This window comes from Saccharothrix luteola, from assembly GCF_020859565.1.
GTDB lineage: Bacteria > Actinomycetota > Actinomycetes > Mycobacteriales > Pseudonocardiaceae > Actinosynnema > Actinosynnema luteola.
Map to the genome: position 1 here is coordinate 80,230 of NZ_JAJHUO010000001.1, position 24,774 is coordinate 105,003.

The window sequence follows — 24,774 nt, forward strand, 5'->3', positions numbered from 1 at the left end:
TTCGTTCGACCTCACGAAAAGGCACACTCATGACTTCACGTTTGGCGGTGCTGTTTCCCGGTCAGGGTGCCTACCTGCCCGGGGTGCTCGCTGATCGAGCACGGCACTTCCCCAAGGCGGTCGAGGTACTCGAGACGATCGACGCGGCGGCTGCCGAGCACGGCTTCGAGCCCGTGGCACCGTTGGTCCTGGAACGTGACGCGGCTCCGCTGGACGATCTCCTCGCCAAGAACAGCGACCAACTGGACCTGGCGATCTACGCCATCAACGCGGCCGGTTTCGAGGTGTTGTCCGGGCTCGGACCGCGGGCCGACGTCCTGGTCGGCCACAGTTTCGGCGAGTTCGCCGCGCTGTCGGCCGCGGGAGCGATCTCGGTCGCTGACGTCGCCCGCATGGCGTGCACCCGGACGGAAGCCTTTCGCCGGGCCGATCCGGTCGAGGGCGGGCTCCTCGCGCTGGACGTGCCCGCATGGCGCACCGAGCACCTCGTGGGGCTGCTCGACGATCCCGGACTCCGCCTGGCGATCGACAACGGGCCGGGACAAACGGTCGTCTCCGGTCCGCTGGCATCCCTGCAGGCGGCGGAGAACGTCGCGACCGGCCTCGGTTTCCGCGCCACTCGGCTGCGGGCCAGATATGCCTTCCACAACCCGCTGTTGCAGCTCGCGGCGGACATCTTTCGCGACTCCACGGCAGATGTGCGGCTGACCGAGCCCCGTGTGCCGGTGTTCTCGCCGATCCTGGGCCGGCACGTTCGAACCGTCGCGGACGTCCGCGAGGTGATCACCCGGAACATGGTGGCACCAGTGCGCTTCTACGACGCGCTGCTCTCCTTGTTCCGGTCGGGTATCACGACCTTCGTCGAGGCCGGTGCACGCCAGGCGCTCACCGGCATCGTCAGATCCTCGCTACCCACATCCGCGCGGGCACTTCCTCTGCTGCCCAGCCGCGGGGACGTGGAGAGCATCACCGCCGCCCTCGACGATGCGGAGATCCCGGTGAGCTGGAGCCCGCTCCCGGCCCGGCTCGGCCCGGACGAGGCCGTCGTAGACGAAGCACAAGGGTCACCGCAGCCGGTGGTCCCCACCGAGCAGGATTCGCCGGCCACCCGCGCCGACGTCCTGGCCGAGTTGGCCGACATGTACGCGGAGGATCTCGGCTTCCCCGTGGAGATGCTGTCCTTCGACATCGACCTCGAAGCCGACCTGGGTGTCGACTCCGCCAAACAACTCGCGCTGTTCGAGCGGGTGCGGAAGCAGTACGGACTGGCCGAACCACCGGCCGAGCGAAGGGTCCGCGCGACCACCCTGCACAAGATCGCCGAGTTGGTGGAGGAGCAGCGCCGATGAGCGCGCCGAGCGGGGCCGACGTCCTGGTCGCCGTGGTGGGCATGGGCGTCGCGGTACCCGGTGCCTGCAGTCCCGGTGAGCTGTGGAGGACGGTCAACGGCGGGCATGACGTCTTCAGCGAACCGGGGGATCGCTTCGAACTGAGCAGGTTCTGGTCGCAGGACCGGCAGGAGCCGGACAGGACCTATGCTCGCCGCGCCGGCTACCTGCACGACTTCCGGCCCCACCCAGCTCTGCTGGAAGCGGAGAAAGACGCCGCTCCCGGCCGCGACGACGCAGTGCGTTGGCTGCGGCACACGGTTCTTCAGGCCCGGTCCGGTGTCCGGATCGAACCGGGTTACCGTTGCGGGGCCTACGTCGGCGCGTGGCCCGGGGGCAGCCAGAGCCTCGTCGAGTCGGTGCTGGTGGAGCTCCTCGCCCGATCGGCGCCGGGCGACGAGCAAGCCGGGAAGGTCCGGGCGGCCTTGCTCGAGCACTACCGGCACGCGGTGGCCCTCGATCGGGCTGCCGGCCCCGACGCCGTGGTGCGCGGTGCCTTCACGGGCCTCACGGAGCGGATGACCGAGGCGCTCGTCGTCGACACCGCGTGTGCGTCGTCCCTCTATGCCGTCGATCTTGGCTGCAAGGCCCTTCTCGCGGGTGAGTGCGAGATCGCCTACTGCGGTGGCGTCAACGTCGTGGATCCGACCATGGCGGTGATGTTCTCCAAACTGAGCGGGCTCTCCCCCCGCGGTCGAGTCCGGGCGTTCACGGGAGCCTCGGACGGGACGCTGTTCAGCGACGGCGCCGGGATCGTGGCGTTGAAGACGCTGCAGAGGGCGCGCGAGGACGGCGACATTGTCCTCGGGGTCCTCCTCGGTTTCGGCGGTGCCGCGGACGGCCGCGGCAAGTCCATCTCGGCTCCGAACCCCGCCGGTCAGCAACGCGCCATTCAGCGAGCCCGCACGGTCAACGGTGTGAGGGCGGAGCAGGTCGACTGGGTCGTCGCGCACGGGACCGGCACACCGGCGGGCGACGGTGTGGAGTCACAGGTCCTCACGACCCTCGGTCCTGACTCCGGTCAATGGTGCAGCAGCAACAAACCGGTTTTCGGCCACACGGGTTGGACGGCCGGCGTTCTCTCCCTGATGCACGCGCTACTGGCCCTGCGCAACGGCTGGATACCCGGACAGCTCGGAGCGGACGAGCCGGAGAGCCGGACGAGTGGCGCGCAGGTCCGAGTACCGGGCAAAGCCGTGCACTTCCCGCCCAGGCAGGACAAGTCCCGCACCGTTGGCGTATCGGCCTTCGGCTTCGGCGGGACCAATGCGCACCTGCTGGTCGCCGATCGACCCGACGCCAACGGTCTGCGCTCCGGTCCGCCGGTCCAGCCGGACACGGGACAGCTGGTGCTGGTCGCCTGGTCGGCTCACCTGCCGGGCGATCCGTCCACCACGTCGGTCCGCGACTGGTTGCGCGGCGCGGCGCCTCCGCCGGAAGCCGGCTTTCCGCTGCCCTACCCCGCGCCGGCACCCGCCGACGTCCGGATGTCGGGGCGCACGATACCGGTTGTCGACCCCTGTCAGCTGATGGCGCTGCAGGTCGCGGCGCGTTTCGCCGCGGAACACGGGGAAATCTGGGCGGACGTTCGGGAGACGACGGGAGTCATCGCCGCGCACACGGGGATGCCACGTGCACTGGTGGGAACGGCAGTGCGCTGCTACGCCCACGACGCGACCTGGCTGCTCGACCGGCACAGCACCGACCCGGCCTTCTCACACGTGGCGCGGAACCTGGAGGCGACCCGTCAGCGGTTCCCGGCGACGACCGAGGATTCGCAGGCAGGCGCGCTGCCGAACGTCATCGCCTCCCGCATCGCGGCCCGCTACGACCTGCACGGTCCGTGCATGGCGATCGACGCCGGAAGGGACGGCACGCTCGCGGCCCTCCGGGTAGCCCATCGCTACCTCAGGACCGGTGAACTGGATCTGGCGCTGGTCGTCGCGGTCAACGGCAACGGGAACACCGAGAACGCCGTCCTGGCGGGGCTCGGGCCGGCACCCTTGGGCGAGGGCGCATTCCTGCTCGCCGTGACGACGAGCCGCACCGCCGGAGAGCGTGAACTGCCGGTGCTCGCCCGGTTGTCCTTCGATGCCGCCCCGCAGGAGCGGTCACCGGCACCAGAGGACCGCAGTTACCTGGCAGCCGACCACGCTCTGGCCCTCCTACGAGCCGTGGAGCGCGAAGCCCTGCCCGCGCGGTTGCCCGCCGAGCACCAGGACACGGCCCTCCTGGTCGAAGCGACCGACGAGGCGCACTCGGGGCAGGAGGACAAAGGCCCTGAGCGCCTGACCAGCCGCTACAGGAAGCAGCTTGTGGCCAAGGCCGCGCCTCGACACAGCGCGGCCGGCATCCCACCGCCACCGTCGCTACCCCGCCGAGGCGTCGTGCTCCTGGCCGGCCCGGATGTCGACGCCACGATCCGCGACGACCTTCACCACAGTGACTCACTCGTCCTGGACCTGCCGTACACCAGCGACAAGTCGATGTCCGAGGCCTCGGTGGACAAGATGCTCACCGCGGTCGACTCGGCGGCTCCCCACGTGACGGTGCTGGGAGACCTGGCGGCGCTCTCCGTGCCACACGCGCTTGCCCTTCATGACGCGGTCTTCCTCGTCACCCAGCGCCTGTGGTCGCGTTGGCAGCCGGAGAGCTCGCTGGCCGTCCTGCTGGGCGGGGCACCGGGCGACCGAACGACGCATCCCGCAGTTTCGCTGTTCGACGGGTTCGTCAAGAGCCTGCGCTGGGAACGCCCGGGCACAGTCGCCTTCACGCTCACCACCGACGAGCCCGTCACGCCCGGTCTGCTCACCCGCGCGGCGCTGGAACGCACCGTCCGCCCACTTCCGCCTCCCTCCGTCTCCTACCTCCAGGGAAGGCGTTGGACCGAAGCACTGCACCCGGTCCCCCTCACGGCCTCCGTCCCGCCCTCGGCCCTGCCGCTGACCGACGGATCCGTCGGTCTGATCACAGGCGGGGCGGGCGACATCGTCCAAGCCCTGCTCGAAGCTCTGGTAGAACACGCACGACCCACTCTGTGGCTGCTGGGCCGCACCGAAGATCGCCTGCCACCGGAGCTCGAAGACATCAAGGACGAGCGGCTCGCAGGGACCCGCGCCGACCTTGTCCGCAGCCTCCGCGAGCGGCTGCCCGAACTGACCCCGAAGTCGGTGATCGCCCGTGCGGACGCCCTGCTGAAGCAACGCAAGCTGCACCGCAGACTGCAGGCGCTCAAGAACCTGTTCGGTGAGGACCGAGTGCACTACCTCGCATGTGACATCCGGGACGAGGAGTCGGTCCGAGGGGCAGTCGGACGGGTGCTGAGCGTCGAAGGGCGGGTCGACTTCGTCGTCCACGCGGCCGGGCAGGTGGCCTCGACCCTGCTCGAGAAGAAGAGTCTCGAGGTGTTCCGCGCGGTACGGGACACGAAAGTGCTCGGCCACCTCCACCTCAGGTCGGCGTTGGGTCCGGGGCAACCAGCCCTGTGGTGCAACATCGGCTCGTACTCGGGATCCGGCGGCGCGCCCGGCGACACGGACTACGCCTCGGGCAATGCCTACCTGGAGGCCACCGCCGAGACGGCCACGGGTTCCGAGGAGATCACCGTCGGCTTCACGATGTGGCGCCAGACAGGCATGGGATCCGACTCCCTGTACCAGGAGCACGTCTCACGTCAAGCGCAGTTCACCCCCATATCCACGGCCGAGGGCACAGCGCAGTTCTTGGACGAGCTCGCGGCCGCGGCACGAGCCGGGGGCACGTCGGTCTACCTGGGGAGCACGGAACGAGACCGGCTGCGGCACCACTTCCCCGGCCTGGTGCACGACGAGCCGTCTACACGTCCCGCGAGCCGCCTGTGGCCGTCCTGGCGATCATCACCGCAGGACCCGCGTCCCAGCGGGGAATGGGCCCACCCGATGGCCCCGGACGAAGAACCTCACCTCTACGACCACCTGGTCAGCGGCAAACCGACCGTGCCCGCGACGTTCATCCTGGACATCGCCGCGCAGGCCGCGGAAGCGTTGGTTCCGGGGACGTTCACCACCGGGTTCCGGGACGCCCGGTTCGACACCTTCATCCGCCCGTTCACCCGGAGTAGACCTGCTCCCTTGCGCATCAGGGCACGGTTGGTGGGGCACCGGTCCGGTGACGAGCCCAGGACAGTCGTGGCGGTGAGCATCCACTCCGACACCCTCGGCCCGAACGGCCGGATGCGGCCGGGAGCACTCCGCCACTTCGAGACCGAGGTGCTGTTGTCCCGTGATCCCCTGCCGGACGCCCCTCTGTGGAACCCTCCGGTCTCTGCCGCCCCCGTGCCCGCCCGGGATCCGTACGCCGTCCCGGAGGCCCCGGTGTCGCTGCGTGGCCCCTTCCGCAATCTCTCGCACTGCTCCGTGGACGGCTCCTTCGCGCGCGGCAAGTGGACCCCCGAACTGGCGGGGTACCCCGGATTGCGCACGATGACGACACCGGCACTGCTGATGTGCGCCGCGCTGAGGACATCCGCTCTGCGTCCCGCCGGTGAACGCGACCACCCGCTGTTCGTGCCCCGCTCCGTGTCGCGCGTCCATCTGCACACCCAGGGCGCCAACGACCACGACCTGCTGCTTCGTCACGGACACGGGCTCGTGGTGTCAGTCGATCGGGACGGCGTCTACCGAGCAGTCACTCCCACCGGCCGGCTCCTGCTGGAGATGTCCGGTGTCGAACTGGTGGAGATGGCGACATGACCACGTCGACTGAAGCCCTGGCGGGCGCGTACTGCGTCGTCACCGGCGCGACCTCGGGCATAGGCAAGGAGATCGCCCGGGAACTCGCCGCGGCGGGCGCTCATGTGCTTTTCATCTGCCGCGACCGCGCACGGGGCGAGGCGACGCTGGTCGAACTGCACCGGGAGAGCCCGTCCGCCGCTGTCCGGATGCTTGTGGCTGACCTCTCGGCTTTGCAGGACGTGCGCGCGGTTGCCGAAGAGGTGTACCGGCAACTGCCGCGTCTCGACGTTCTGATCAACAACGCCGGTACGCACGATCTGCGACCCGAGGTGAGCGTCGACGGGTTCGACAGGATGATCGCCACCAACCACCTGGGCCCCTTCCTCCTCACCAACCTGCTCGCGGACCTGCTGGAGCGGGCAGCGCCCTCACGCATCGTGATGGTTGCCTCCGAGTCGCACCGGAGCGTATTGCGCATGGATCCCCGGACCTTTGCCGAACCAGGCCGGTACGGTCCGATCGGCTCCGTGGCCGTCTACGCCCGCTCCAAGCTGCTCAACGTGCTCGTCACACAGGAGATCGCACGCAGGTGGACTTCACGCGGCATCGTCGCCAACGCCTTCTGCCCAGGCTTGGTTTCCACCGGGCTCGTCAGGAACATACCGATGGGCGCGCGCCTGTTCTCCCTGGCGGAACGGACCCCGCTCGTGCGAAGCGCTCGTCAAGCTGCCGAGCACGCCCTGCGGCTCGCCGGCGACCCGCGATTCGCCGGCCGCAACGGCGGCTTCTACTCCACGACACCTGGCGCCGTTCTCCTGCCACCCTCCCCGCACCGCTTCCGGACAGGCCTGCAACACGCCGTGTGGGAGCGGTCCGAAGAACTGGTTGGTCTCTCATGAGACATCTGCCCAGGGGCACGGCATACGCGACACCGTGCCCGGAGGAGTGACCATGCACGCAACCCGGACGATAGCCGGGTGGTCCTCGCCCGGCCCGATGAACGGCACTGACACGCTCTTCTGGCGCATGGGGGCCAACCCCCTGACCCGTCCGCACGTCACCTGGCTCTGGTACCTCGACAGGACACCGGACTGGAACGCGTTCCTCGACGGCTGCCAGTGGATCGTCAAGAGCCTCCCCCGGCTCACCCACCGGGTGCTCGACACACCGGTACGAGCCGGAACCCCGGCGTGGATACCCGACCCGCACTTCCGCCTCACCCGGCACGTCCATCGGATGCGGCTCCCGGAGCCGGCCGGCCGGCGGGACCTCCTCGACCTCGTCGAGTGGCGCAACGGCGCGGACTTCGACCCCCTGCACCCGCCCTGGGAGGCCACGCTCGTCGAGGGCTACGAGCAGGACCAGGCCGCGATCCTGCTCAAGTGGCACCACAGCATCGGTGATGCCGTGACCATCGTCTCGGTCATGAACAGGCTGCTGCCCGATGCCGCGCCGACAGTTCTCCCCCGCGGGCCGCGGGCCCCCAGCGAGCACACCGTCCCGCGCACTGCCCCCATCACGCGCCTCCCGTTGTCCGCCGCGGCCCACGGCGTCACCGACGGCACGAGAACGCTTCTGCGGCAGAGCGTGCGGTGGCTGACGACACCACGCGCCGCCGGCGACCGGGTCCGCCTCGCCGGCCGGGCCGCTGCGCAACTGCTCCAGCCCGTCACGCCTTCGCCACTTCTGCGCGAGCGCAGCTCCGCGATCCGCTGCGGCATGGTCACCGTTGCGCTGACCGACCTCAAAGCCGCCGGCAAAGCCGCCGGTGTATCCGTGACCTCCGCCTACGTCTCCGCGGTGCTGGACGCGTTCCACCGCTACCACGCGTACCACGGGGTGAACCACAGGAGCGTGCCGACCCTGGTGCCGGTGAACATACGCAAACCCTTCGAGACCGGCGCGGGCAACATCATCGCCTCGGTGCGCATCGCGGGACCGATCGGCGACATGCCGGCCCCGGCGCGCATGGCGGCCGTGCACTCCGCGATCACCGAGGCCCGCGGCGCCCTTGTCCAAGACGTGCACACCACTCTGGCCAACCTCGGGTCCTGGGTCCCGGGCCTGGTCCACTGGTTGCTCTTCCCCCCGGTGCTGCGGAGCGCGGTCGACATCGTGGTCACGAGTGTTCCCGGGTTCTCCCACGCCACCTTCGCCGCGGGCGCCCGCGTGGCGAACGCGGTCGCCTGGGCGCCCAGAGGTGGTGCCGCGGCCAACATATCGATGGCCTCACACGAGGGGACGTGCGCGATCGGCACCAACCTCGACCCCGCCGCCGTCACGGACACGAGCCTCTTCCACCACTGCCTGGAACAGAGCCTCCACGAACTGATCACCGGCTGACCCGGCCGCCACGCGACGGGAGAACCGCCGACGCGGAACGGCCTCGAGGTTCGAGACACCCCAGACCGACCGACGAACCGACAGGAGGCTGGAGCAGTGCGGCTCCCCCTGGAACAGGAATTGCGCGCCGAGAGGTGTCGCCTGATCGCCACCCTGGATCAGCTGTCCGATGACACCTTCGAATCCGGTCGCACGCTGTGCACCGAGTGGTCTCCCCGGGACGTCCTCGGGCACCTCCTGGCGGTGGACAGTTTCGCAGCCTCCTACCTCCCCTACGGCCCCTTCGTCCACGCCGCCAACCGAAAACAGGTGGAGCGCGCCCGCCGGCTGCCGCGGAGCCGATTGATGGCACGCGCCCGGACCTGGGCGGACCAGCCGTCCCTGTCCAGCCGGATCGGTGCTGTGGTCGCCCTGGGGGATCTTGCGATCCACCATCAGGACATCGTGCGGGGACTGGGGTTGCGCAGGGACCTCCCTGCCACCGTGTCCACGTTCATCCTCTGGGACGGGGTGTTGCTGAGCCTGATCACCAACCTGAGGGTCCTGCGGTACCGGGTGGTGCCCACGGACGGGTATCCCGAGATCGGCGCCCGCTCACCGTGCACGCGCGAGGTCCGTGGCACGAGGGAGGCTCTGGGGATGTGGCTCGCCGGGCGGGATTCGGTGACCGACGACCTGGTCTTCACCTGACCACGCCGATACGCCGTGCCCTGTTCCGGGAGCCCGAGCGGCGAAGGCGCCGAGCGCGGCGACCGTCTCACACAGCTCAAGGAGGAATCGCATGAACGACCGGGAACCGACCAAGCGGCGTGTTCTGGTGAAAGGGCTCTCCACACTCTTCTACGACGCCGGAGAAGGCCCGGTGGTCCTGCTGGTGCCCGGTGTCGCAACCAACCCCCAGGACTGGTTCCCGGTCATGAACGAACTCGCCCTGACACACCGGGCCATCGCGCTGTCGTTGCCCGGACTGGGCGGTACCAGCCCGTGCCCGGACGTCCGCCCCACCGCGGTGGCCTCGTTCGTCGCCGACTTCCTCGACGTCCTGGGAGTGGAATCCGTGATCGCGGTGGGCCACTCCTTCGGCGGACTCGTGGTAGCCGAACTGGCCCTGCAGAATCCACGCGCGGTCAGCAGACTGACGCTGGTCGACGCCTCCGGCCTCGGCCGGGCAGTCCACCCGGCGGCCATCGCGCTGGCCGTGCTGCCCGAGCGCGCAGCCGACCTGGCATCCGCTGTCCTCTCCCTCCCCGGCGGCGCCGCCGCGATGACGCTCTCGAGCAATCTCCTGCTGCGCCAGCCCTGGCGCATCCCGGTGAAGACCTGGGCGGCCCAGCTCCGGCTGGCCCGATCACGACAGGCACTGCGGACCTCGCTCAAGGTGCTCCGGGCGTGCGCCGGCATCACCGGCCAGCGCGAGAGCATCACTGTGGCCGACCGCCTGCACGAGATCACCGTGCCAACCCTGGTGATCTGGGGCGGCTTCGACCGGCTTCTCCCCCTGTGGCAGGGATTGGCGGCGGCACGCCGACTCCCGGACGGCCGCTTCACCGTCCTGGCGGGAGCCGGGCACGTCTCCTACTTGGACAGTCCCGAAGAGTTCATGGACGCACTCGGCTCCTTCGTCCGCGACGACCCGGAACTCACATCGCCGAGCGGTCGCTCGAACACCGAGGCGGGAGGACACCCGTGAACGACGACACCCTGGACGATGAAACCCAGGAACGCGCCACACCGGAAACCGAGGTGGCCGGCCGAACCCGCGTCCCAAGAACCGCCAGGAGCGCCGCGCCGTCGTACGCAGGCGACACGCACGCCGAACGCGAGGAACGGCACGAGGTCGTGATCATAGGATCGGGTGTGGGTGGGAGCATCACGGCCTTCCGCCTCGCCGAGGCCGGCGTGGAGAACGTGGTCCTCGAACGGGGCCGGCGCTGGCCTGTCACACCTGCCGGTGACACCTTCCCCGCGTTCCCCTCCCCGGACAGCCGACTGGTGTGGCTGGACGACGACTCGACCCCCCTACCGCCGGCACGTGGGCCTCTGCTGTCGCTGCTCCGTCGCACACTGTCGGCGGCGCTACCGCGCTCGACCGGCCTGCTGGACGTGAACACCCAGGACGGCGTCGTCATCCTCAGCGGCGCGGGCGTCGGCGGTGGGACACTGGTCTACGGAGGCGTCCTCGCCCAGCCTCGCCCCGGCCCCTTCCGACAGTTGTTCCCCGCCGAAGTGGACTACGACGAGCTCGACCGCGTCTACTACCCCCGGGCGCGCAAGCGCCTGGGTGCCGCCCCGTTCCCCGACGACCTGCTCGCCCGGACGCCCTACGAGTCGAACCGCCTGTGGGGCCTCGCGGCGAAACGGTCAGGGCTCTCGGCCGAGACCATCATGAGCAACTACGACTTCGACACCGTCCGAGGCGAACTCGACGGCACCGAGACAGCCTCGGCGGTGATCGGCCAGTACCACTTCACCGGCTGCAACAGCGGCGCGAAGATGAGCGTGGATCGCACGTACCTCGCACGGGCCGAAGCATCCGGCAAGACCACGGTGCGAGCGCTTCACCGGGTGACGCACGTGACCCAGGATCGCAGCGGCCTCTACCGCGTGATCGCCGAACACCTGGACGAGAGCGGAACAGCCGTCGAGCGCCTGGCATTCGTCTGCGACAGGCTGATCCTCGCGGCCGGGGTCCACACACCGCGAATCCTGCTCACCGCACGCGAGACCGGCGCCCTGCCGCACCTGCACGAATCCGTCGGGAGAGGTTGGGGATCCAACGGCGATCACCTGACCATGATCAGGACGTCCTTGATACCGATCGGCGCACCACAGGGCGGTCCACCGGCGGTCCTCATACGCAAGTCCGACGGCACGGCCGGCGTGATGCACTCACCCATGCCCTTCCCGGTAGGCTCAGGGCTCCTCGCCTGTCTCGGAATGGGGATCTCCGACCACTTCGGACAGTGGACGATGACGCCGGACGGCAAGACCAAGCTGCACTGGAAGGCCGAGTACGACGCCACCTCCCGGGATGCCGTGGACGGCCTCGTCCGCCACGTCGCGCGGTACATGCCCCGCGGACGCCCGGTGATACCCAGCCGGCCGACCCGCCCTGTCGTCGCTCATCCCGTCGGCGGCGTCGTACTGGGAAAGAGCACCGACGCCTACGGGAGGCTGCACGGCTACCGCGGCCTGTACTGCCTGGACGGCTCCCTCATGCCCGGTTCCACAGCCGCCGTCAACCCAGCACTGACCATCGCAGCAGTCGTCGAACGGTGCCTCGACGAGATCATCGCCGACTTCACCCGCGCTCACAGAGGTTGAATGGTCAGGATTCAAGTGGCTCTGGATCGAGGGTGAGGCCGGTCTGGGCGAGTAAGCCGGCCAGGAGTTCGGGTCGGTACTGGATGCGTTTGAGCCGGTTGCGCACGATGTCGGCGAGGTGGTCCACGTTGGTGGCGGCGTGTTGCCGAGGCTTCGTTCGACGTGGGACCAGACGCCCTCGGTGGGGTTGAGGTCGGGGGCGTAGGCGGATAGCCGGATGACGTGTAACCGGACCCGGCTGGCGACGAACTGCCTCATCGCGGCGGCATCCAACAGGGTGACCTAGTCGGCGGCGTTCGCCCTCACGGGCGCGGTGGACGTTGACCCGGCACAACAGCTGTCAGATCGGACCCGTGGTTTCCGAGCGATTCAGCCCTTACCCGACCTACTTCGCCTACGGCGACATCCGTAAGCGCGGCATGGCGCTGCTGCGGTTCAAGCACGCCTACCCGGCCACCGGACTCGAACCGGATGATGGCGAGCTGCCCGACCAGCTCGCCATCGTGCTGGAGTTCACCGCCGCCTGGCCGCGACCGGCCCGCCGGAGGCGGAAGGGTGAGCGTCGCCGAGGTCGGGCCGGTGAAGTGGTCGTCGGTCGAAACGGTCCAACCGGGTGGCAGCAGGCACGGGGCCGAGGTGCCGGCGAGTCGGCGATGCGCCGGCGACCACCTCTGGCTGACATCCGCACGAGCACTCCTCACCCTCCGTATCTGCGTCCACGTCGGACACCGGGAAGTCCGCACCGACCGATGCCGATCAGGTCGGTGAGAACCGCCGTCACCGACCCACCCGTTGACGGGTGATCCATCACCTGCGTGGGTGCAAGTCGGCGATGCGCGAATCGTTCCGCTTGCGGGGCCGGACCTGGGCACCCATGCTTCCTCGTGGAAGGGGCTGCCGGGCGTCGTGACCTGGCGCTCCCCGCCGAGCCTGCGACGAATCGTTCCCTTCCACGAGGAGTGATCGGGTCGATGTTCCGCCCGGACCCGTCCGAGCCGCGCGCCGCCGAGGGTGTGGCCGTGGTCATCTCCCTTCGACGGGACGAGGTCGACCTGGCGGCAGAGGTGGAGAAACTCTTGTCCGCTCTGGAGGTCGAGGGTGAGCGGCACTGCGTGCTCCTCCTGCTCCCGCCCGACAGCTCCGCCACCGTCGAGCAGATCGCGGACGGGTTGACGCACCGCTATCCCGATCGGGTGAAGGCAATCCACGACGACTCTGGCCGTGGCGAGGGGCCGTCGCCGCGCACGGACCTGGCTGTGGCCTTGGCGCAGACCGACCACAGACGGGTCTTCCTCACCGAACTCCGTTCTTCCGCCGACCTGCCCGCCCTTCTGACGGTGGCGCGCGAAGAGCGCGCCGAGCTCGTCGTCGGGTGTTCGTGCGACCGCTTCGACGCTCCGCGTCGCGGGATGGCCGCTCGGCTGCGGACCGCGGTCGGCATCATCCAGCCGCGATCGGATCGCCACTCGCCGCGTCCGGCTCACCACCTCGTCGACCGGCGAGCGTTGACTGGCCTGGACTCGACCGCGGGAGCCCCGGTGACGCACGCGGACTTGCTCGCCGGGCTGCGGCGCCGTGACGCGAGGATCCTATCCGTCCCCGTCCTGCACGTGCGCGGGGACGAGCAAGGCGTCGAGTTCGCGTCCGTGCCGGATGCGCGGAGAGGTTCGGTCCGTTCACGCCGGCTCGGCCGGGTCGCCGGTCGGGTGGCTCGGCCATGTGACCCGGTCCTGCGGGCGGTGCTCCTGGTCGCGGCGGCGCTGTCGGTGGGCGCTTGCGCCGTGGTCGCCTCCAGCGGGATGACCTTGGCCTACCCGGACGCGGTGTCGCACCTGCTGATCTCCCGACGGGTACTGGACGCGTCGACACCCGGCGCCGCTCAGCTCGGTGGGGTCTGGCTGCCGCTGTCGCACCTGCTGGCGCTGCCGCTCGTCCTGACCGAGTCCTGGTACCACGCTGGGATCCTGCCCAGCGCGGTGTCGATGTCCGCCTACGTCGCGACGGCGGGATGGCTCTACCGCATCGGCTTCGCGCTCACCGGGCGCCGCGCGGGCGGGGTCACCGCGGCACTGGTCTTCTGCGCCAACTCCAACGTCCTGTACATGCAGAGCACACCGATGACCGAGGCGCTGCTGTTTGCCTGCCTGGCCGCGGCGACGTGGCACTTGCTGCGCTGGTGCCAGGAGGGTCACTACCGCCACCTGCTGGCGACCTCCATCGCCGTCCTCGGCGCCACCCTGGTGCGTTACGAGGGGTGGGCGTTCCTGGTAGCGGTGGCGGTGGTCGTCGGAGTGCGCTCCTGGCAGCGGTCGAGGACGGAGTCGACCCCCTTCGTCCTCGTGCGGGCGGACCTGGTGTTCTTCGGCTGCCTCGCGGTCAGCGGAGTGGTCGGCTGGGCGGTGTGGAACGCCGCGATCTTCGACGATCCGCTGAACTTCGTGCGCGGCGAGTTCGCCAAGCCGGCGCTGTGGGTCGGTGAACAGGAGCGGGCCGTCGGTGACTGGGGCACGGCGCTGAGGACCTACCTCTACGCCGCAGCACACGCTCTCGGGCCGATCGCCCTGCTGACGGCCGGCGCCGGGCTGCTCTGCTTCGCGTGGCGGACCAGGCTGCGCCACCAGGCCCTGGCACCGTTGCCCCTGCTGGTGTTCCCGCCGTTCTTCGTCTGCGCGCTGTACTCGGGTCAACGACCGCTGCACGTGCCCGAGATCAGCGGCGACCTCTACAACATCCGGTTCGCGCTCGTCATGGTCCTGCCCGCCGCGGTTTTCACCGCTTACCTGGTCGTGCTCGCGGATCGGACGTTGCTCCGGTCGGTGCCCGCGGTCGCGGCGCTGGCAGGTTGCGCCCACCTGGGCCTCGTGGGAACCGCGACGGCACAGGAGGCCGCCGCCTTCCGTGCGGGCGCCGCCGAGCGCGTCGACGCACAAGCTGCGGCCTGGCTGCGCGAGCACTACGACGGCGGCCGGGTGCTGATGCAGTCGTGGAGCAACGAGACGGTCTGCTTCGACTCCCGCGTACCCACGCGGCAGGTGGTGTACGAGGGCAGCTTCCGCCAGTGGGAGGCTGCCCTGGCCGACCCTTCGGGGCACGGGATCCGCTGGATCCACCTGCGTCGCACGCCCGGTGGCGAAGACGAGGTGTGGCGACACCTGCACGACAGTCCTTTGATGCACTTCCCGTACAAGCCGGCATACGCCGACGACCACCACATCTTCTACCGTCACGTCGAGGCCCCGGTGACCGATCGGCACTCCCCGTGAACGACGTCCAAGCCACCGGTGAGCGGCGGTCCATCGCCTACGTCTTCCCCGTCTACAACGAGGCGAAGACCGTCGAGCTGCTGCACCGCGCGGTGTGCAGGGTCACGCAGGCGCTCGCCGACCGCTACCGCTTCACCTTCATCTACGTGGACGACGGCAGCCAGGACGACTCCGCCGGACGCCTGCAGGCACTGGCTGACGTGGACCACCGCGTCACCGTGGTCGAACTGGCGCGCAACTTCGGCCACCAGGCGGCGATCACCGCGGGTCTCGACCTCGCCGACGCCGTGATCATCATGGACAGCGACCTCCAGGACCCGCCGCGGGTCAGCCTCGACCTGATCGCGAAGTGGCAGCAGGGCTACGAGGTGGTGTACGCGCAGCGCCGCTCCCGCGTCGACTCAACGTTCAAGAAGGTCACGGCGAGGGCGTTCTACTGGGTCCTGCGCAAGATAGCTTCGGTCGACATCCCGCGCGACACCGGCGACTTCCGGCTCCTCGACCGCAAGGTGGTCGAGGAGCTGCGCAAGTTCCGCGAGCGCGACCGGTTCCTGCGCGGCCTGGTCAGCTACATCGGTTTCCGGCAGACCGGGGTGTTGTTCGACCGCGACGAACGACACGCCGGCAGGACCGGCTACCCCTTGAGCAAGATGCTGGGGCTGGCCGCCGACGGCCTCCTCGGCTTCTCCACGGCCCCGCTCAAGCTGATCAGCCGACTCGGCTACGGCATCTCCTTGCTGAGCTTCCTCGGCATCCTGTACACCGCCGGGGTGAAGATCCTCGCACCGGAGACGGCGGTACCCGGTTGGGCGTTCACGGCCATCGCGATGTTCTTCCTCAGCGGTGTGCAGCTCACCATGCAGGGCGTGCTGGGCAGCTACATCGGCCGGACCTATGCCGAAGCACAACGGCGACCGCTCTACATCGTCGCGTCGGTGCGCACGGCCACTGGTCAACGCATACCGGCGCAAACCGCGGCGGACCCGTCCGAGAGGACGAGCGATCGGATCCTCCGCCCGTGAAGGCGGTCACCGGCACGAGTCTGCGCTTCTGCGCGGTCGGTGTCGTGAACACCCTCGCGGACCTGCTCGGCTACACCTGGCTCGCGGTCCTGGGAATACCGATGTTCCCGGCGAACCTGATCTCCACCTCGCTGTGCATGGCGGTGAGCTACCCGCTCAACAGGTCGTTCACCTTCCGAGCCCGGTCGGGTGCCCTGCGGACCCAGCTCCCGCTCTTCATCCTGTGCACGGCATCAGGGCTGTGGGTCGTCCAACCACTGGTGATCACCGCGACCGCGGATCTCTTCGCCACTACCACCACCCTGACGGCCGTCATGGGACCCAAGCTGACGGCTTTGGCACTCGGACTGGTGTGGAGCTACGTCCTCTGCACCAGGATCGTCTTCCGGTCGTGGCGACCGACCGAGTGACCGCGTCCACCTCCACGAGAAGACCTCTCGGAAGCCCCGACCGACGATCGGAACCACAGCGCCCATGACGACCAGTCCCCCGCGACGCCGAGCGGCCGACCCAGCCCTCCCCGAGCGGTACAGCGCTTTCGCACTGCTCAGCCACGGCCAGAAGGTCGCGCTGACCACGACGTCCATCCTCCTGGCCTGCGCGATCCTCGCGGGCGCCGTCACCGGGATGGCACCGCACCCGCTGTGGTGGGCGCAGGTGTTCGTGGCCGCGACGACGATCGTCTACCTGGCGGTCATCTGCTTCCGGTGCCTGCTGGTGACCGCCGGTCCCGGCGCGCGGATCATCCGGGTGCGGGACGAGGACCTGGCAGCGGCACGGGACCTGCCGCGCTACACGGTGCTCATCCCGCTGCACCGAGAGGAGGTGGTGGTGCCGGGCCTGGTCGAGACGATCCACCGGCTCGACTACCCCGCCCACCGGCTGCAGGTGTTGCTGCTCGTCGAACAGGACGACGAGATCACCCGCCCGGCACTGGACCGCCTCGACCTGCCCCCGGAGTTCGAGGTGGTGCTCGTGCCCGGAGGTGGGCCGCGCACCAAACCGAACGCGTGCAACGCCGGTCTGGGCCTCGCCACCGGCGAGCTGTGCGTCATCTACGACGCCGAGGACCACCCCGAGGCAGACCAGCTGCGAAAGGCCGCGATCGCGTTCGAGGCGCAACCGGACCGGGTGGTGTGCGTGCAAGCCGAGCTGGCCTACTGGAACCCCTGGACGAACTGGCTGACCCGCCACTTCGCCGCCGAGTACGCGGCGAACTTCGCCTTGGCGCTGCGAGGGCTGGACCGCCTGCGCCTGCCCATCCCGCTGGGCGGCACGTCCAACCACTTCCGGGTCGATGCCCTGCGCGCGCTCGGCGGCTGGGATCCGCACAACGTCACCGAGGACGCCGACCTGGGCGTGCGCATCGCACGTCGGGGCTGGGACGTGCGGATCATCGATTCGACCACCTACGAGGAGGCCAACAGCGAACTGCGCAACTGGGTGCGCCAACGCAGCCGCTGGATCAAGGGCTACTGCCAGACCTGGCTGGTGCACATGCGCAACCCGTGGCGGCTGCTGCGGGACCTGGGCGCCTGGGGTTTCATCGGCTTCCAGCTGACCTTCGGCTTCACCACCATCACCACGCTGGCCAATCCCCTGTTCTGGTCGCTGACGTGCCTGTGCCTCGTCATGGGCCCTGAGCGGATCGAACCCCTGTTCCCGCCGGCGGTGCTCTACGCGGGAACCGCCGCCATGCTGGGGGGCAACCTCGCGGTGCTGTACCACTTCATGGCGGGCTGCATGGAACGCGGCCTCCACCGCGCCGTGCCGACCGTGCTCACCGTCCCCCTGTACTGGGCGTTGATGAGCGTCGCCGCCTACAAGGCACTGATCCAGCTCTCGCGTCCCAGCAAGCGCCACCACTGGGAGCTCACGCGCCACGGCCTGGTCGATGATCGCCAGGCCCGCCGCGTCCCGCACCGCTCGCCGCTCGGCTGAGTGCGCGGGCGGACGAAACGCCCGACCGCGAATCCCGGTCGTGCTCCACGGCATTTCCGCGCGAACGCCCGACGTCCGCGCACGGTCAGAGGGACCACCGTTGGTTGGCCCCGCCGTGACAATCCCACAGCCGCATCACGGTGCCGTTTTCGTTGATCGTGCCGGGGTCGGCGTCCAGGCACCGCCCACTCATGTAGTTGATCAGCGCTCCGCGATCGACGTCGTAGTCCCAGATCTGGTTCTCGTCGGCGTGGCAGTCCCACAGCTGGACCTTTGTGCCGTTCTTGGAGATGCCCTCCAGTTCGGCGTCCAGGCAACGCCCGCTCTGGCTGTTGCGGATGAGGCCACCGGGCTCGAAGTCCCACAACTGGTTGTCGTCTCGGTGGCAGTCCCACAGCTGCACCTTGGTACCATCAACGCCGATGGTGCCCAGGTCGGCGTCCAAGCAGCGAGCGCCGGCGACGTTGCGGATCATTCCGGGATCCGCGGCCGACGCGGTGCCGGAGAAGCCGATGAGGGAGCCGCCGAGCAGTGCCGCGGCGACCGTGACGAACGCTTTTCGCATGATTCCGGAAGTCATTGTTGATCAATTCCCGTTAGGAGACGGACCGAAAGCGACCCTACCCGGCAATTGCCGCACTCCCAACGGATCAGCTCGGACGACACTCGTGCGAGTGACCTCTCCATGGTGGTCGCTCACATCAGCCAGACCCGGTACGCCACGACGGAGTGGGCGGGCACGCGGGCGCGCAACTCGCCGGTGGTCACGCCCTCGGCTTTGGTCCACAGGTCGACCACCCGGTACTCCGCGGCGGACGGCAGGCCAACCGCGGCGACGGTGACGCCGATCTCGCGGTCGGTCGACGCTCTGTTGAACAGCACCACGGCGGCCGAACCGTCCGACATCGGTTTCGCCCACACCTCCTGCTCGCCGTCGTCGCGCAACCGGCGCCCCTGCTTCCCGCCCCAGTCCTGGTTGACGGCAATGAGGTCGCGGTTGAGCAGGACGTCCTTGGTCTCCGCGCCCATCGCCCTCAGGTCGTTGCCCGCGATCAACGGTGCGTTCAACAGCGCCCACATCGTGAAGTGCGCCCGATCCTCGTGATCGGCCATGCCGCCGTTGCCGACCTCCAGCATGTCCGGGTCGTTCCAGCCGTTCGGCCCGGAGTGCTCCTCCAGCCCGACCTGGAGGTCGAGCAGCGCGGTCCAACTCGCCCACGAGTCGGTGATGTCACGGGTCGTGCGCCACAGGTGACCACCCGCCTGCCGACCCCAGCCCTCCCACGGCCGCTCGTGTCCCCACTCACAGATGCTGAACACGATCTGCCTGCCCGATTCCCGCAGCGCGCGCCCCATCTTCCCGTACCGGTCCGCCGCCGGGCTGTCGTCGTTGTTGCAGTTGTCGTACTTGAGGTAGTCGACGCCCCACTCAGCGAAGCTGCGCGCGTCGACCTGCTCATGACCCAAGCTGCCGGGGTAACCGGCGCACGTCTTCGAACCCGCGTCGGCGTAGACACCGAACTTCAACCCGCGCTCGTGCACGTAGTCGGCCACGGGCCGGAGGCCGTCGGGGAACTTCACCGGATCCGGCACCAGCCGTCCGTGCTCGTCTCTCTCACGCGCCATCCAGCAGTCATCCAGGTTCAGGTAGGTGTAGCCGGCGTCACGCATCCCGGACTCCACCACCCTGTCCGCGATCTCGCGGACCAACCGCTCACCGATGTCGCAGCCGAAGCGGTTCCACGAGTTCCACCCCATCGGCGGAGTCGGCGCCAGACCTGGCGACGCGGAGCGGCCCGCGAGAGGCTCCACCACGACGACCGCGGAAACCAGCGATGCCACCACAGCCACCCGAACCACCGACCGACGCATGACATCCTCCGGGAAGAGCGACGTGCCTCCACGGAACCAGCAACGCAGCGGGGAGGAAACCCGGAACCCGGATCTTCACCGAGCCGTGGGCCCGGCCGTCCTGGCCCACGTGGGGCGGCCCCGCCGCCACGGCGGCGAGTCAGCCTTCGGCGACCCGTACGGCAACCCGCCGCGCCGCGCGTACACCGGTATCTGGGACATGCTGTCGCGCGGTTCGTTCAACGGTCCGGGCGGCCCGCACTCCCGCTGGGTCATCCCGACGACGGCGGGCGGGTCGATGGGCGCCCAGCACGTGCTCCGCAACAAGATCAAGCTCGGGATCGTCGACGAGCGCAACGTGCTGCGCCTGTCCAGGGAGGCGCTGGCCCACTCCGGGATCGTCGTGGCCGAGGTGACGGCGCGCACCGTCCAGCCGGGGCCGAGCGGCCTGTCGGGTGTCAACATCGCCCTGGGCACGGGTGACCTGTCACCCGCCTGCGACATCCGGACCGACCAGTTCTGCGACGGCGGTGGCTACCAGAACTACACGGTCGAGGTCGTGGACCGGATGGGCGCGGACTCGTTCACGCCGGACGCGGGCGTGCTGGTGGCCAAGACCAAGAACCAGGACCAGGCGCCGTTCGCGTGGGTGGTCGACGCCAACCCGCAGGACATCGGCATGACCGACTACGTCCTGCCGGACGGGACCCGGGTGCCGATCACGGTGGGCGACTACCGACAGCTGTCGGACGCCCTGTTCCACGCCGGTACGAACTCGGGCAGCGAGTACGAGCACGTCGACGCGGCCAACCGGCTGCACTTCTACGTGCTGGACGTCAAGCGCGACCGCCAGGGCGTCCTGTCCTACGTGGTGGCGATCCGGTCGCTGGACGGCGCGGGCCCGCAGCGGCGCGGGGTGCGGGTCCTGCCGACCGCCGGCCGCACCGGCACGGACGGCGTGGCCACGTGCCGGTTCCCGCTGCTCAACACCGGCCGCGCCGCCGCGCCTGCCGGTCAGCACCCGGAGCCCGTGGGCCGCTACCTCGACGGCGACGTGTACCGCGTGGCGGCGAAGGCGGAGGCGAGCGGCTGGTCGGTCGAGGTGCCCAACGCGCTCGCGACGGCGGGCTTCGGCGGCCAGGTGGAGGTGCCGGTGCACGTGCGGCGCGACGGCGGCCCGGCGGTGTCGAAGGTGACCCTCACCGCCAGGTCGGAGAGCGACCCGACCACGACCGCGACCGCTTCGTGCACCGTGGCCGGGAGGTAGTCGCAGCTCGAGTGCGGACGCCGGCGCGGTCCAGGTGATCGCGCCGGCGTCCCCACCTCGACGGCCGGACCGCAGGAGGGGAAGCGGTCATCGCGGTTGAGGACCTCGTCGGCCCTTCGACCACCGCGCGGGCCTCGGGCCGGTCAGGTGGAGAGGGTGGCGATGTCGATGACGAACCGGTATCGGACGTCGGAGTCGAGGACGCGCTGCCACGCGTCGTTGACCTCGTCGGCGCGCACGACCTCGACCTCGGGGGCGATGCCGTGCTCGGCGCAGAAGTCGAGCATCTCCTGGGTCTCGGCGATGCCGCCGATCGTCGATCCGGCGAACGAGCGGCGGTTCGCGAAGAGCGTGAACAGGGTCACCGGGACCGGCTCTGGTGGCGCGCCCACGTTCACGAGCGTGCCGTCGAGGGTGAGCAACCGCAGGTAGCGGTCGAGGTCCATCGGGGCGCTGACCGTGTTGATGATCAGGTCGAAGCTGTTCGCCAACCGCTCGAACGTCGTCGGGTCGCTGGTCGCGTGGTAGTGCTCGGCGCCGAAGCGCAGCCCGTCCTCACGCTTGCGCGGGCTCTGCGACAGCACGGTCACCTCGGCCCCCATCGCGTGGGCCAGTTTGACCGCCATGTGGCCGAGCCCGCCCAGGCCGACGACGGCGACCTTCTTGCCGGGCCCGGCGTTCCAGCGCCGCAGCGGCGAGTACGTCGTGATCCCCGCGCACAGCAGCGGGGCCGCCTTCTCGAACGGGATGGCGTCCGGGATGCGCAGCACGAAGTGCTCGTCGACGACGATGTGGGACGAGTAGCCGCCCTGGGTGACGCGGCCTTCGCGGTCCACGCCGTTGTAGGTGTCGGTGAAACCGCGCAGGCAGTACTGCTCGTGGCCCGACAGGCAGTTCGGGCACTCACGGCAGGAGTCCACCATGCAGCCGACACCGACCCGGTCGCCGACCGCGTGCGCGGTGACCTCCGGCCCGACCTCCGCGACGATCCCGGCGATCTCGTGCCCGACGGTGAGGGGGTAGGACACCGGACCCCAGTCACCCCGGACGGTGTGGATGTCGGAGTGGCAGATCCCGGCCCAGGCGATCCTGATGAGCACGTCCTTCGGACCCACAGCACGTCGTTCCACGACACCGGGAGCGAGCGGGTCGGTGGCGGAGGTCGCGGTGTACGCGCGCGCGGAAGTCATCATGTCCTTCGCGGTGAATCGGGGGGCAGAGCGACGCCGTGCAGCGTATCCGAGGGACACTCCGTGCGGCGGCACGTCACCCCCGGTCAGCCGCGGCTTGGTCGGCGATGAACCAGGCGCGGGGGAACGCTCTGTTCGCGCCGGTAACGGCGACCACGTGCTGATGACCAATCCGGCAGAGGTGAATTCGGCGATCAGCAGCGGCTACGTCTACGAGGGCGTGGCGGCCGACGTCGGCTGATCCGTTCAGACCGCGTGTCCGACGCGCTGCCGGCCTACTTCCGGGTTCACACGGGCGCAGTCAGGACCGCCACTGCCGACCTGAATGCAGCTACTGGTGGCCCTATTGTTCACAAGTGTGACCGAAACCCGTCGTTTCTGTTCACGAGTATGACTGCCCGCATTGATCACACAGCCGGTCGATGATCAGTTGGACCACCTTCGACCTCGGCGTTCGATGACATTCGACACCTGTCCGATGCCAACCGCCGAAAGCGATGTTGACCTGCCACTTCCGAACCATCTAACATCCGACGGGAAAGCGGTTTCCGGCACGACGACGTGAGGAAGCACCTTGGACGCGTGGTATTGGCCATCGCGTGCCGGTGGATTCACGCCCACCGGCCTCCCCCTCGCGTGAATAGTTCGCCAACGCCAGTTCCGGCGCCCAGGTAAGTCAGAAGCGGAGTTGTCAATGAATGTTCAACCTCCCACCACGCGCGCCGTGAGGCCCCACCGCGCGCGATGGCGTGCGGGCGCGGCAGCGGCGGCGGGCGTCACGGCGTTGGCCGCCACGCTCATCGCCTGGCCGGTGACGACCGCGTCGGCGGCGATCGGCGCGGGCACGTACACCGTGAAGAACGCGGGCACCGGACACTGCCTCAACGTTCCCAACGGGGCCACGACCGCGGGCGTTCAACTCCAGCAGGCGTCGTGCGGCACCGCGAGCAGCCAGCAGTGGACGTTCACGGCGGTCAGCGGCGGGTACCGGATCAGCTCGGTCGCCACGGGCCTGTGCGTCGGCGTGCAGGACGCGTCCACGTCGGCGGGCAAGGCGATCCAGCAGGTCGCGTGCACCGGCGGCGCCGGCCAGACCTGGACGGTGACCGCGAGCGGCAGCAACTACCGCGTGGTCGACACCAACAGCACCAAGTGCATGAACATCAAGGACAGCTCGACCGCCGTCGGCGCCGGGGTGCAGATCAACTCCTGCGACAGCGTGGCCACCAAGCAGTGGACGTTCACCCCGGTGAGCGGTGGGCCGACTTCGACGTCGACCTCCACGTCCACCTCGACGTCCACCTCGACGTCCACCAGCACGACGACGTCGACCACGACGTCGAACCCACCCGCAGGCGTCGCGACCGGTTACGCGTCCCAGAACGGTGGGACCACGGGCGGTCAGGGCGGGGCGACGGTCCGGGCCACCACGGGCACCCAGATCCACCAGGCGTTGTGCAGCCGGGCCGCCAGCAGCACCCCGATCATCATCCAGGTCGAGGGCACCATCAACCACGGCAACACCGACAAGGTCTCGGGCGACAGCTGCTCGACCGCCGCCGGGGTGATCGAGCTCAAGCAGATCAGCAACGTCACGATCATCGGCGTCGGCAGCGGCGCCGTCTTCGACCAGCTCGGCATCCACATCCGCGAGTCCCGCAACATCATCATCCGGAACGTGACGATCCGGAACGTCAAGAAGTCGGGCTCGCCCACGTCCAACGGTGGCGACGCCATCGGCATGGAGAGCGGCGTCCGCAACGTCTGGGTCGACCACACCACGCTGCTGGCGTCGGGCGGTGAGTCGGAGGGCTACGACGGCCTGTTCGACATGAAGGACGACACCCAGTACGTGACCCTGTCCTACAGCACCCTGCGCAACTCCGGTCGTGGCGGGCTGGTGGGGTCCAGCGAGAGCGACCGTTCCAACGGTTACGTCACCTACCACCACAACCTGTACGAGAACATCGACTCGCGGACGCCCCTGCTGCGAGGCGGCATCGGCCACATGTACAACAACTACTACGTGAGCCTCAACGAGTCCGGCATCAACTCGCGGGCCGGCGCCAGGGCCAAGGTGGACAACAACTACTTCAAGAACTCCAAGGACGTCCTGGGCACCTTCTACACCAGCGAGGCCGGGTACTGGCACGTCAGCGGCAACATCTTCGACAACATCACCTGGTCCGCCCCGGGCAGCGACACCAACCCGGCCGGCCCGGACGTCAAGTCCACCACCACGGTGAACATCCCGTACAGCTTCCGCCTCGACCAGGCCACCTGCGTGCCGAACGTCGTGAGCCGCACGGCGGGCGCCGGCACGGGCCTGAAGGAGTCGGACGGCGCCTGCTAGCAGCGGGGCTCCACCAGGACGCGGTCGAACCGGACGGGGGGGGCGGGGGGGCCCCCCCCCCCCCCGCCCCCCGCGGGGGGGGGGGGGGGCCCCCCCCCCCCCCCCCCCCCCGCCCGGGCC

18 protein-coding genes are annotated in these 24,774 nt (G+C 69.4%); 15 read left to right on the forward strand and 3 right to left on the reverse strand.

The window, feature by feature from the left end; translation table 11 throughout:
* The first annotated feature begins 47 nt into the window (after positions 1 to 47).
* The 12 genes from LNK82_RS00310 (at position 48) to LNK82_RS00365 (ending at position 17,993) form a co-directional block, all read left to right on the forward strand.
* Positions 48 to 1,349 carry an acyltransferase domain-containing protein gene (locus tag LNK82_RS00310; protein ID WP_230565127.1) on the forward strand — a complete coding sequence of 434 codons (1,302 nt, stop codon included), beginning with the start codon at positions 48 to 50 and terminating at the stop codon, positions 1,347 to 1,349.
* Positions 1,346 to 6,118, forward strand: coding sequence for an SDR family oxidoreductase (locus LNK82_RS00315; protein ID WP_230564831.1), 4,773 nt, complete (start codon positions 1,346 to 1,348; stop codon positions 6,116 to 6,118). Before LNK82_RS00310 ends, LNK82_RS00315 begins: the two co-directional genes overlap by 4 nt.
* Complete coding sequence (locus LNK82_RS00320) at positions 6,115 to 6,999, forward strand: SDR family NAD(P)-dependent oxidoreductase (RefSeq protein ID WP_230564832.1); 885 nt, start codon at positions 6,115 to 6,117, stop codon at positions 6,997 to 6,999. Before LNK82_RS00315 ends, LNK82_RS00320 begins: the two co-directional genes overlap by 4 nt.
* Positions 7,000 to 7,096: 97 nt before the next feature.
* Positions 7,097 to 8,443, forward strand: a complete 1,347-nt coding sequence (locus LNK82_RS00325; RefSeq protein WP_230564833.1) for a wax ester/triacylglycerol synthase domain-containing protein — start codon at positions 7,097 to 7,099, stop codon at positions 8,441 to 8,443.
* Positions 8,444 to 8,539: 96 nt separating this feature from the next.
* Entirely contained in the window at positions 8,540 to 9,133 is a 594-nt protein-coding gene (locus LNK82_RS00330) for a maleylpyruvate isomerase family mycothiol-dependent enzyme (RefSeq protein WP_230564834.1), read from the forward strand.
* A gap of 91 nt (positions 9,134 to 9,224) precedes the next feature.
* Complete coding sequence (locus LNK82_RS00335) at positions 9,225 to 10,133, forward strand: alpha/beta fold hydrolase (protein ID WP_230564835.1); 909 nt, start codon at positions 9,225 to 9,227, stop codon at positions 10,131 to 10,133.
* Positions 10,130 to 11,767: a GMC oxidoreductase gene (locus tag LNK82_RS47480; protein ID WP_230564836.1), complete on the forward strand. Its 1,638-nt coding sequence runs from the start codon at positions 10,130 to 10,132 to the stop codon at positions 11,765 to 11,767. The genes LNK82_RS00335 and LNK82_RS47480 overlap by 4 nt, the downstream gene beginning before the upstream one ends.
* 353 nt (positions 11,768 to 12,120) lie before the next feature.
* Positions 12,121 to 12,570 (forward strand): molecular chaperone TorD family protein, encoded by a 450-nt coding sequence (locus LNK82_RS48170; protein ID WP_372470387.1) that lies wholly within the window; start codon positions 12,121 to 12,123, stop codon positions 12,568 to 12,570.
* 168 nt (positions 12,571 to 12,738) lie between these two features.
* Complete coding sequence (locus LNK82_RS00350) at positions 12,739 to 15,030, forward strand: glycosyltransferase family 39 protein (protein WP_230564837.1); 2,292 nt, start codon at positions 12,739 to 12,741, stop codon at positions 15,028 to 15,030.
* Entirely contained in the window at positions 15,027 to 16,052 is a 1,026-nt protein-coding gene (locus LNK82_RS00355) for a glycosyltransferase family 2 protein (RefSeq protein WP_230564838.1), read from the forward strand. The genes LNK82_RS00350 and LNK82_RS00355 overlap by 4 nt, the downstream gene beginning before the upstream one ends.
* Positions 16,049 to 16,462, forward strand: a complete 414-nt coding sequence (locus tag LNK82_RS00360) for a GtrA family protein (protein ID WP_230564839.1) — start codon at positions 16,049 to 16,051, stop codon at positions 16,460 to 16,462. Before LNK82_RS00355 ends, LNK82_RS00360 begins: the two co-directional genes overlap by 4 nt.
* A 64-nt stretch (positions 16,463 to 16,526) precedes the next feature.
* Entirely contained in the window at positions 16,527 to 17,993 is a 1,467-nt protein-coding gene (locus tag LNK82_RS00365) for a glycosyltransferase family 2 protein (RefSeq protein WP_230564840.1), read from the forward strand.
* Between the two features lie 85 nt (positions 17,994 to 18,078).
* Here the strand turns inward: LNK82_RS00365 and LNK82_RS00370 are convergent, their stop codons facing one another.
* The gene (locus tag LNK82_RS00370; protein WP_230564841.1) at positions 18,079 to 18,558 is read right to left on the reverse strand and encodes an RICIN domain-containing protein; all 480 of its coding nucleotides are present in this window, start codon (positions 18,556 to 18,558) and stop codon (positions 18,079 to 18,081) included.
* 131 nt (positions 18,559 to 18,689) lie between these two features.
* Complete coding sequence (locus LNK82_RS00375) at positions 18,690 to 19,835, reverse strand: glycoside hydrolase family 27 protein (protein ID WP_230564842.1); 1,146 nt, start codon at positions 19,833 to 19,835, stop codon at positions 18,690 to 18,692.
* A gap of 115 nt (positions 19,836 to 19,950) precedes the next feature.
* Here LNK82_RS00375 and LNK82_RS00380 point away from each other — a divergent pair, with 115 nt between their 5' ends.
* A complete protein-coding gene (locus LNK82_RS00380; RefSeq protein WP_230564843.1) occupies positions 19,951 to 21,111 on the forward strand; it encodes a hypothetical protein in 1,161 nt (386 codons plus the stop codon).
* Between the two features lie 143 nt (positions 21,112 to 21,254).
* Here the strand turns inward: LNK82_RS00380 and LNK82_RS00385 are convergent, their stop codons facing one another.
* Positions 21,255 to 22,304: an NAD(P)-dependent alcohol dehydrogenase gene (locus tag LNK82_RS00385; protein WP_372470377.1), complete on the reverse strand. Its 1,050-nt coding sequence runs from the start codon at positions 22,302 to 22,304 to the stop codon at positions 21,255 to 21,257.
* Here LNK82_RS00385 and LNK82_RS00390 point away from each other — a divergent pair.
* Together LNK82_RS00390 and LNK82_RS00395 are read left to right on the forward strand one after the other, a co-directional pair.
* The gene (locus LNK82_RS00390; protein WP_230564845.1) at positions 22,264 to 22,542 is read left to right on the forward strand and encodes a hypothetical protein; all 279 of its coding nucleotides are present in this window, start codon (positions 22,264 to 22,266) and stop codon (positions 22,540 to 22,542) included. The genes LNK82_RS00385 and LNK82_RS00390 overlap by 41 nt on opposite strands.
* A gap of 483 nt (positions 22,543 to 23,025) precedes the next feature.
* Positions 23,026 to 24,654: a pectate lyase family protein gene (locus LNK82_RS00395; protein ID WP_230564846.1), complete on the forward strand. Its 1,629-nt coding sequence runs from the start codon at positions 23,026 to 23,028 to the stop codon at positions 24,652 to 24,654.
* Positions 24,655 to 24,774: the final 120 nt, after the last annotated feature.

Bases quoted from the DNA above. Each gene is read 5' to 3' on its own strand.
- LNK82_RS00315 (WP_230564831.1), top strand. From the start codon at position 1,346: ATGAGCGCGCCGAGCGGGGCCGACGTCCTGGTCGCCGTGGTGGGCATG.
- LNK82_RS00320 (WP_230564832.1), top strand. From the start codon at position 6,115: ATGACCACGTCGACTGAAGCCCTGGCGGGCGCGTACTGCGTCGTCACC.
- LNK82_RS00325 (WP_230564833.1), top strand. From the start codon at position 7,097: ATGAACGGCACTGACACGCTCTTCTGGCGCATGGGGGCCAACCCCCTG.
- LNK82_RS00335 (WP_230564835.1), top strand. From the start codon at position 9,225: ATGAACGACCGGGAACCGACCAAGCGGCGTGTTCTGGTGAAAGGGCTC.
- LNK82_RS00350 (WP_230564837.1), top strand. From the start codon at position 12,739: ATGTTCCGCCCGGACCCGTCCGAGCCGCGCGCCGCCGAGGGTGTGGCC.
- LNK82_RS00365 (WP_230564840.1), top strand. From the start codon at position 16,527: ATGACGACCAGTCCCCCGCGACGCCGAGCGGCCGACCCAGCCCTCCCC.
- LNK82_RS00370 (WP_230564841.1), bottom strand. From the start codon at position 18,558: ATGCGAAAAGCGTTCGTCACGGTCGCCGCGGCACTGCTCGGCGGCTCC.
- LNK82_RS00385 (WP_372470377.1), bottom strand. From the start codon at position 22,304: ATGATGACTTCCGCGCGCGCGTACACCGCGACCTCCGCCACCGACCCG.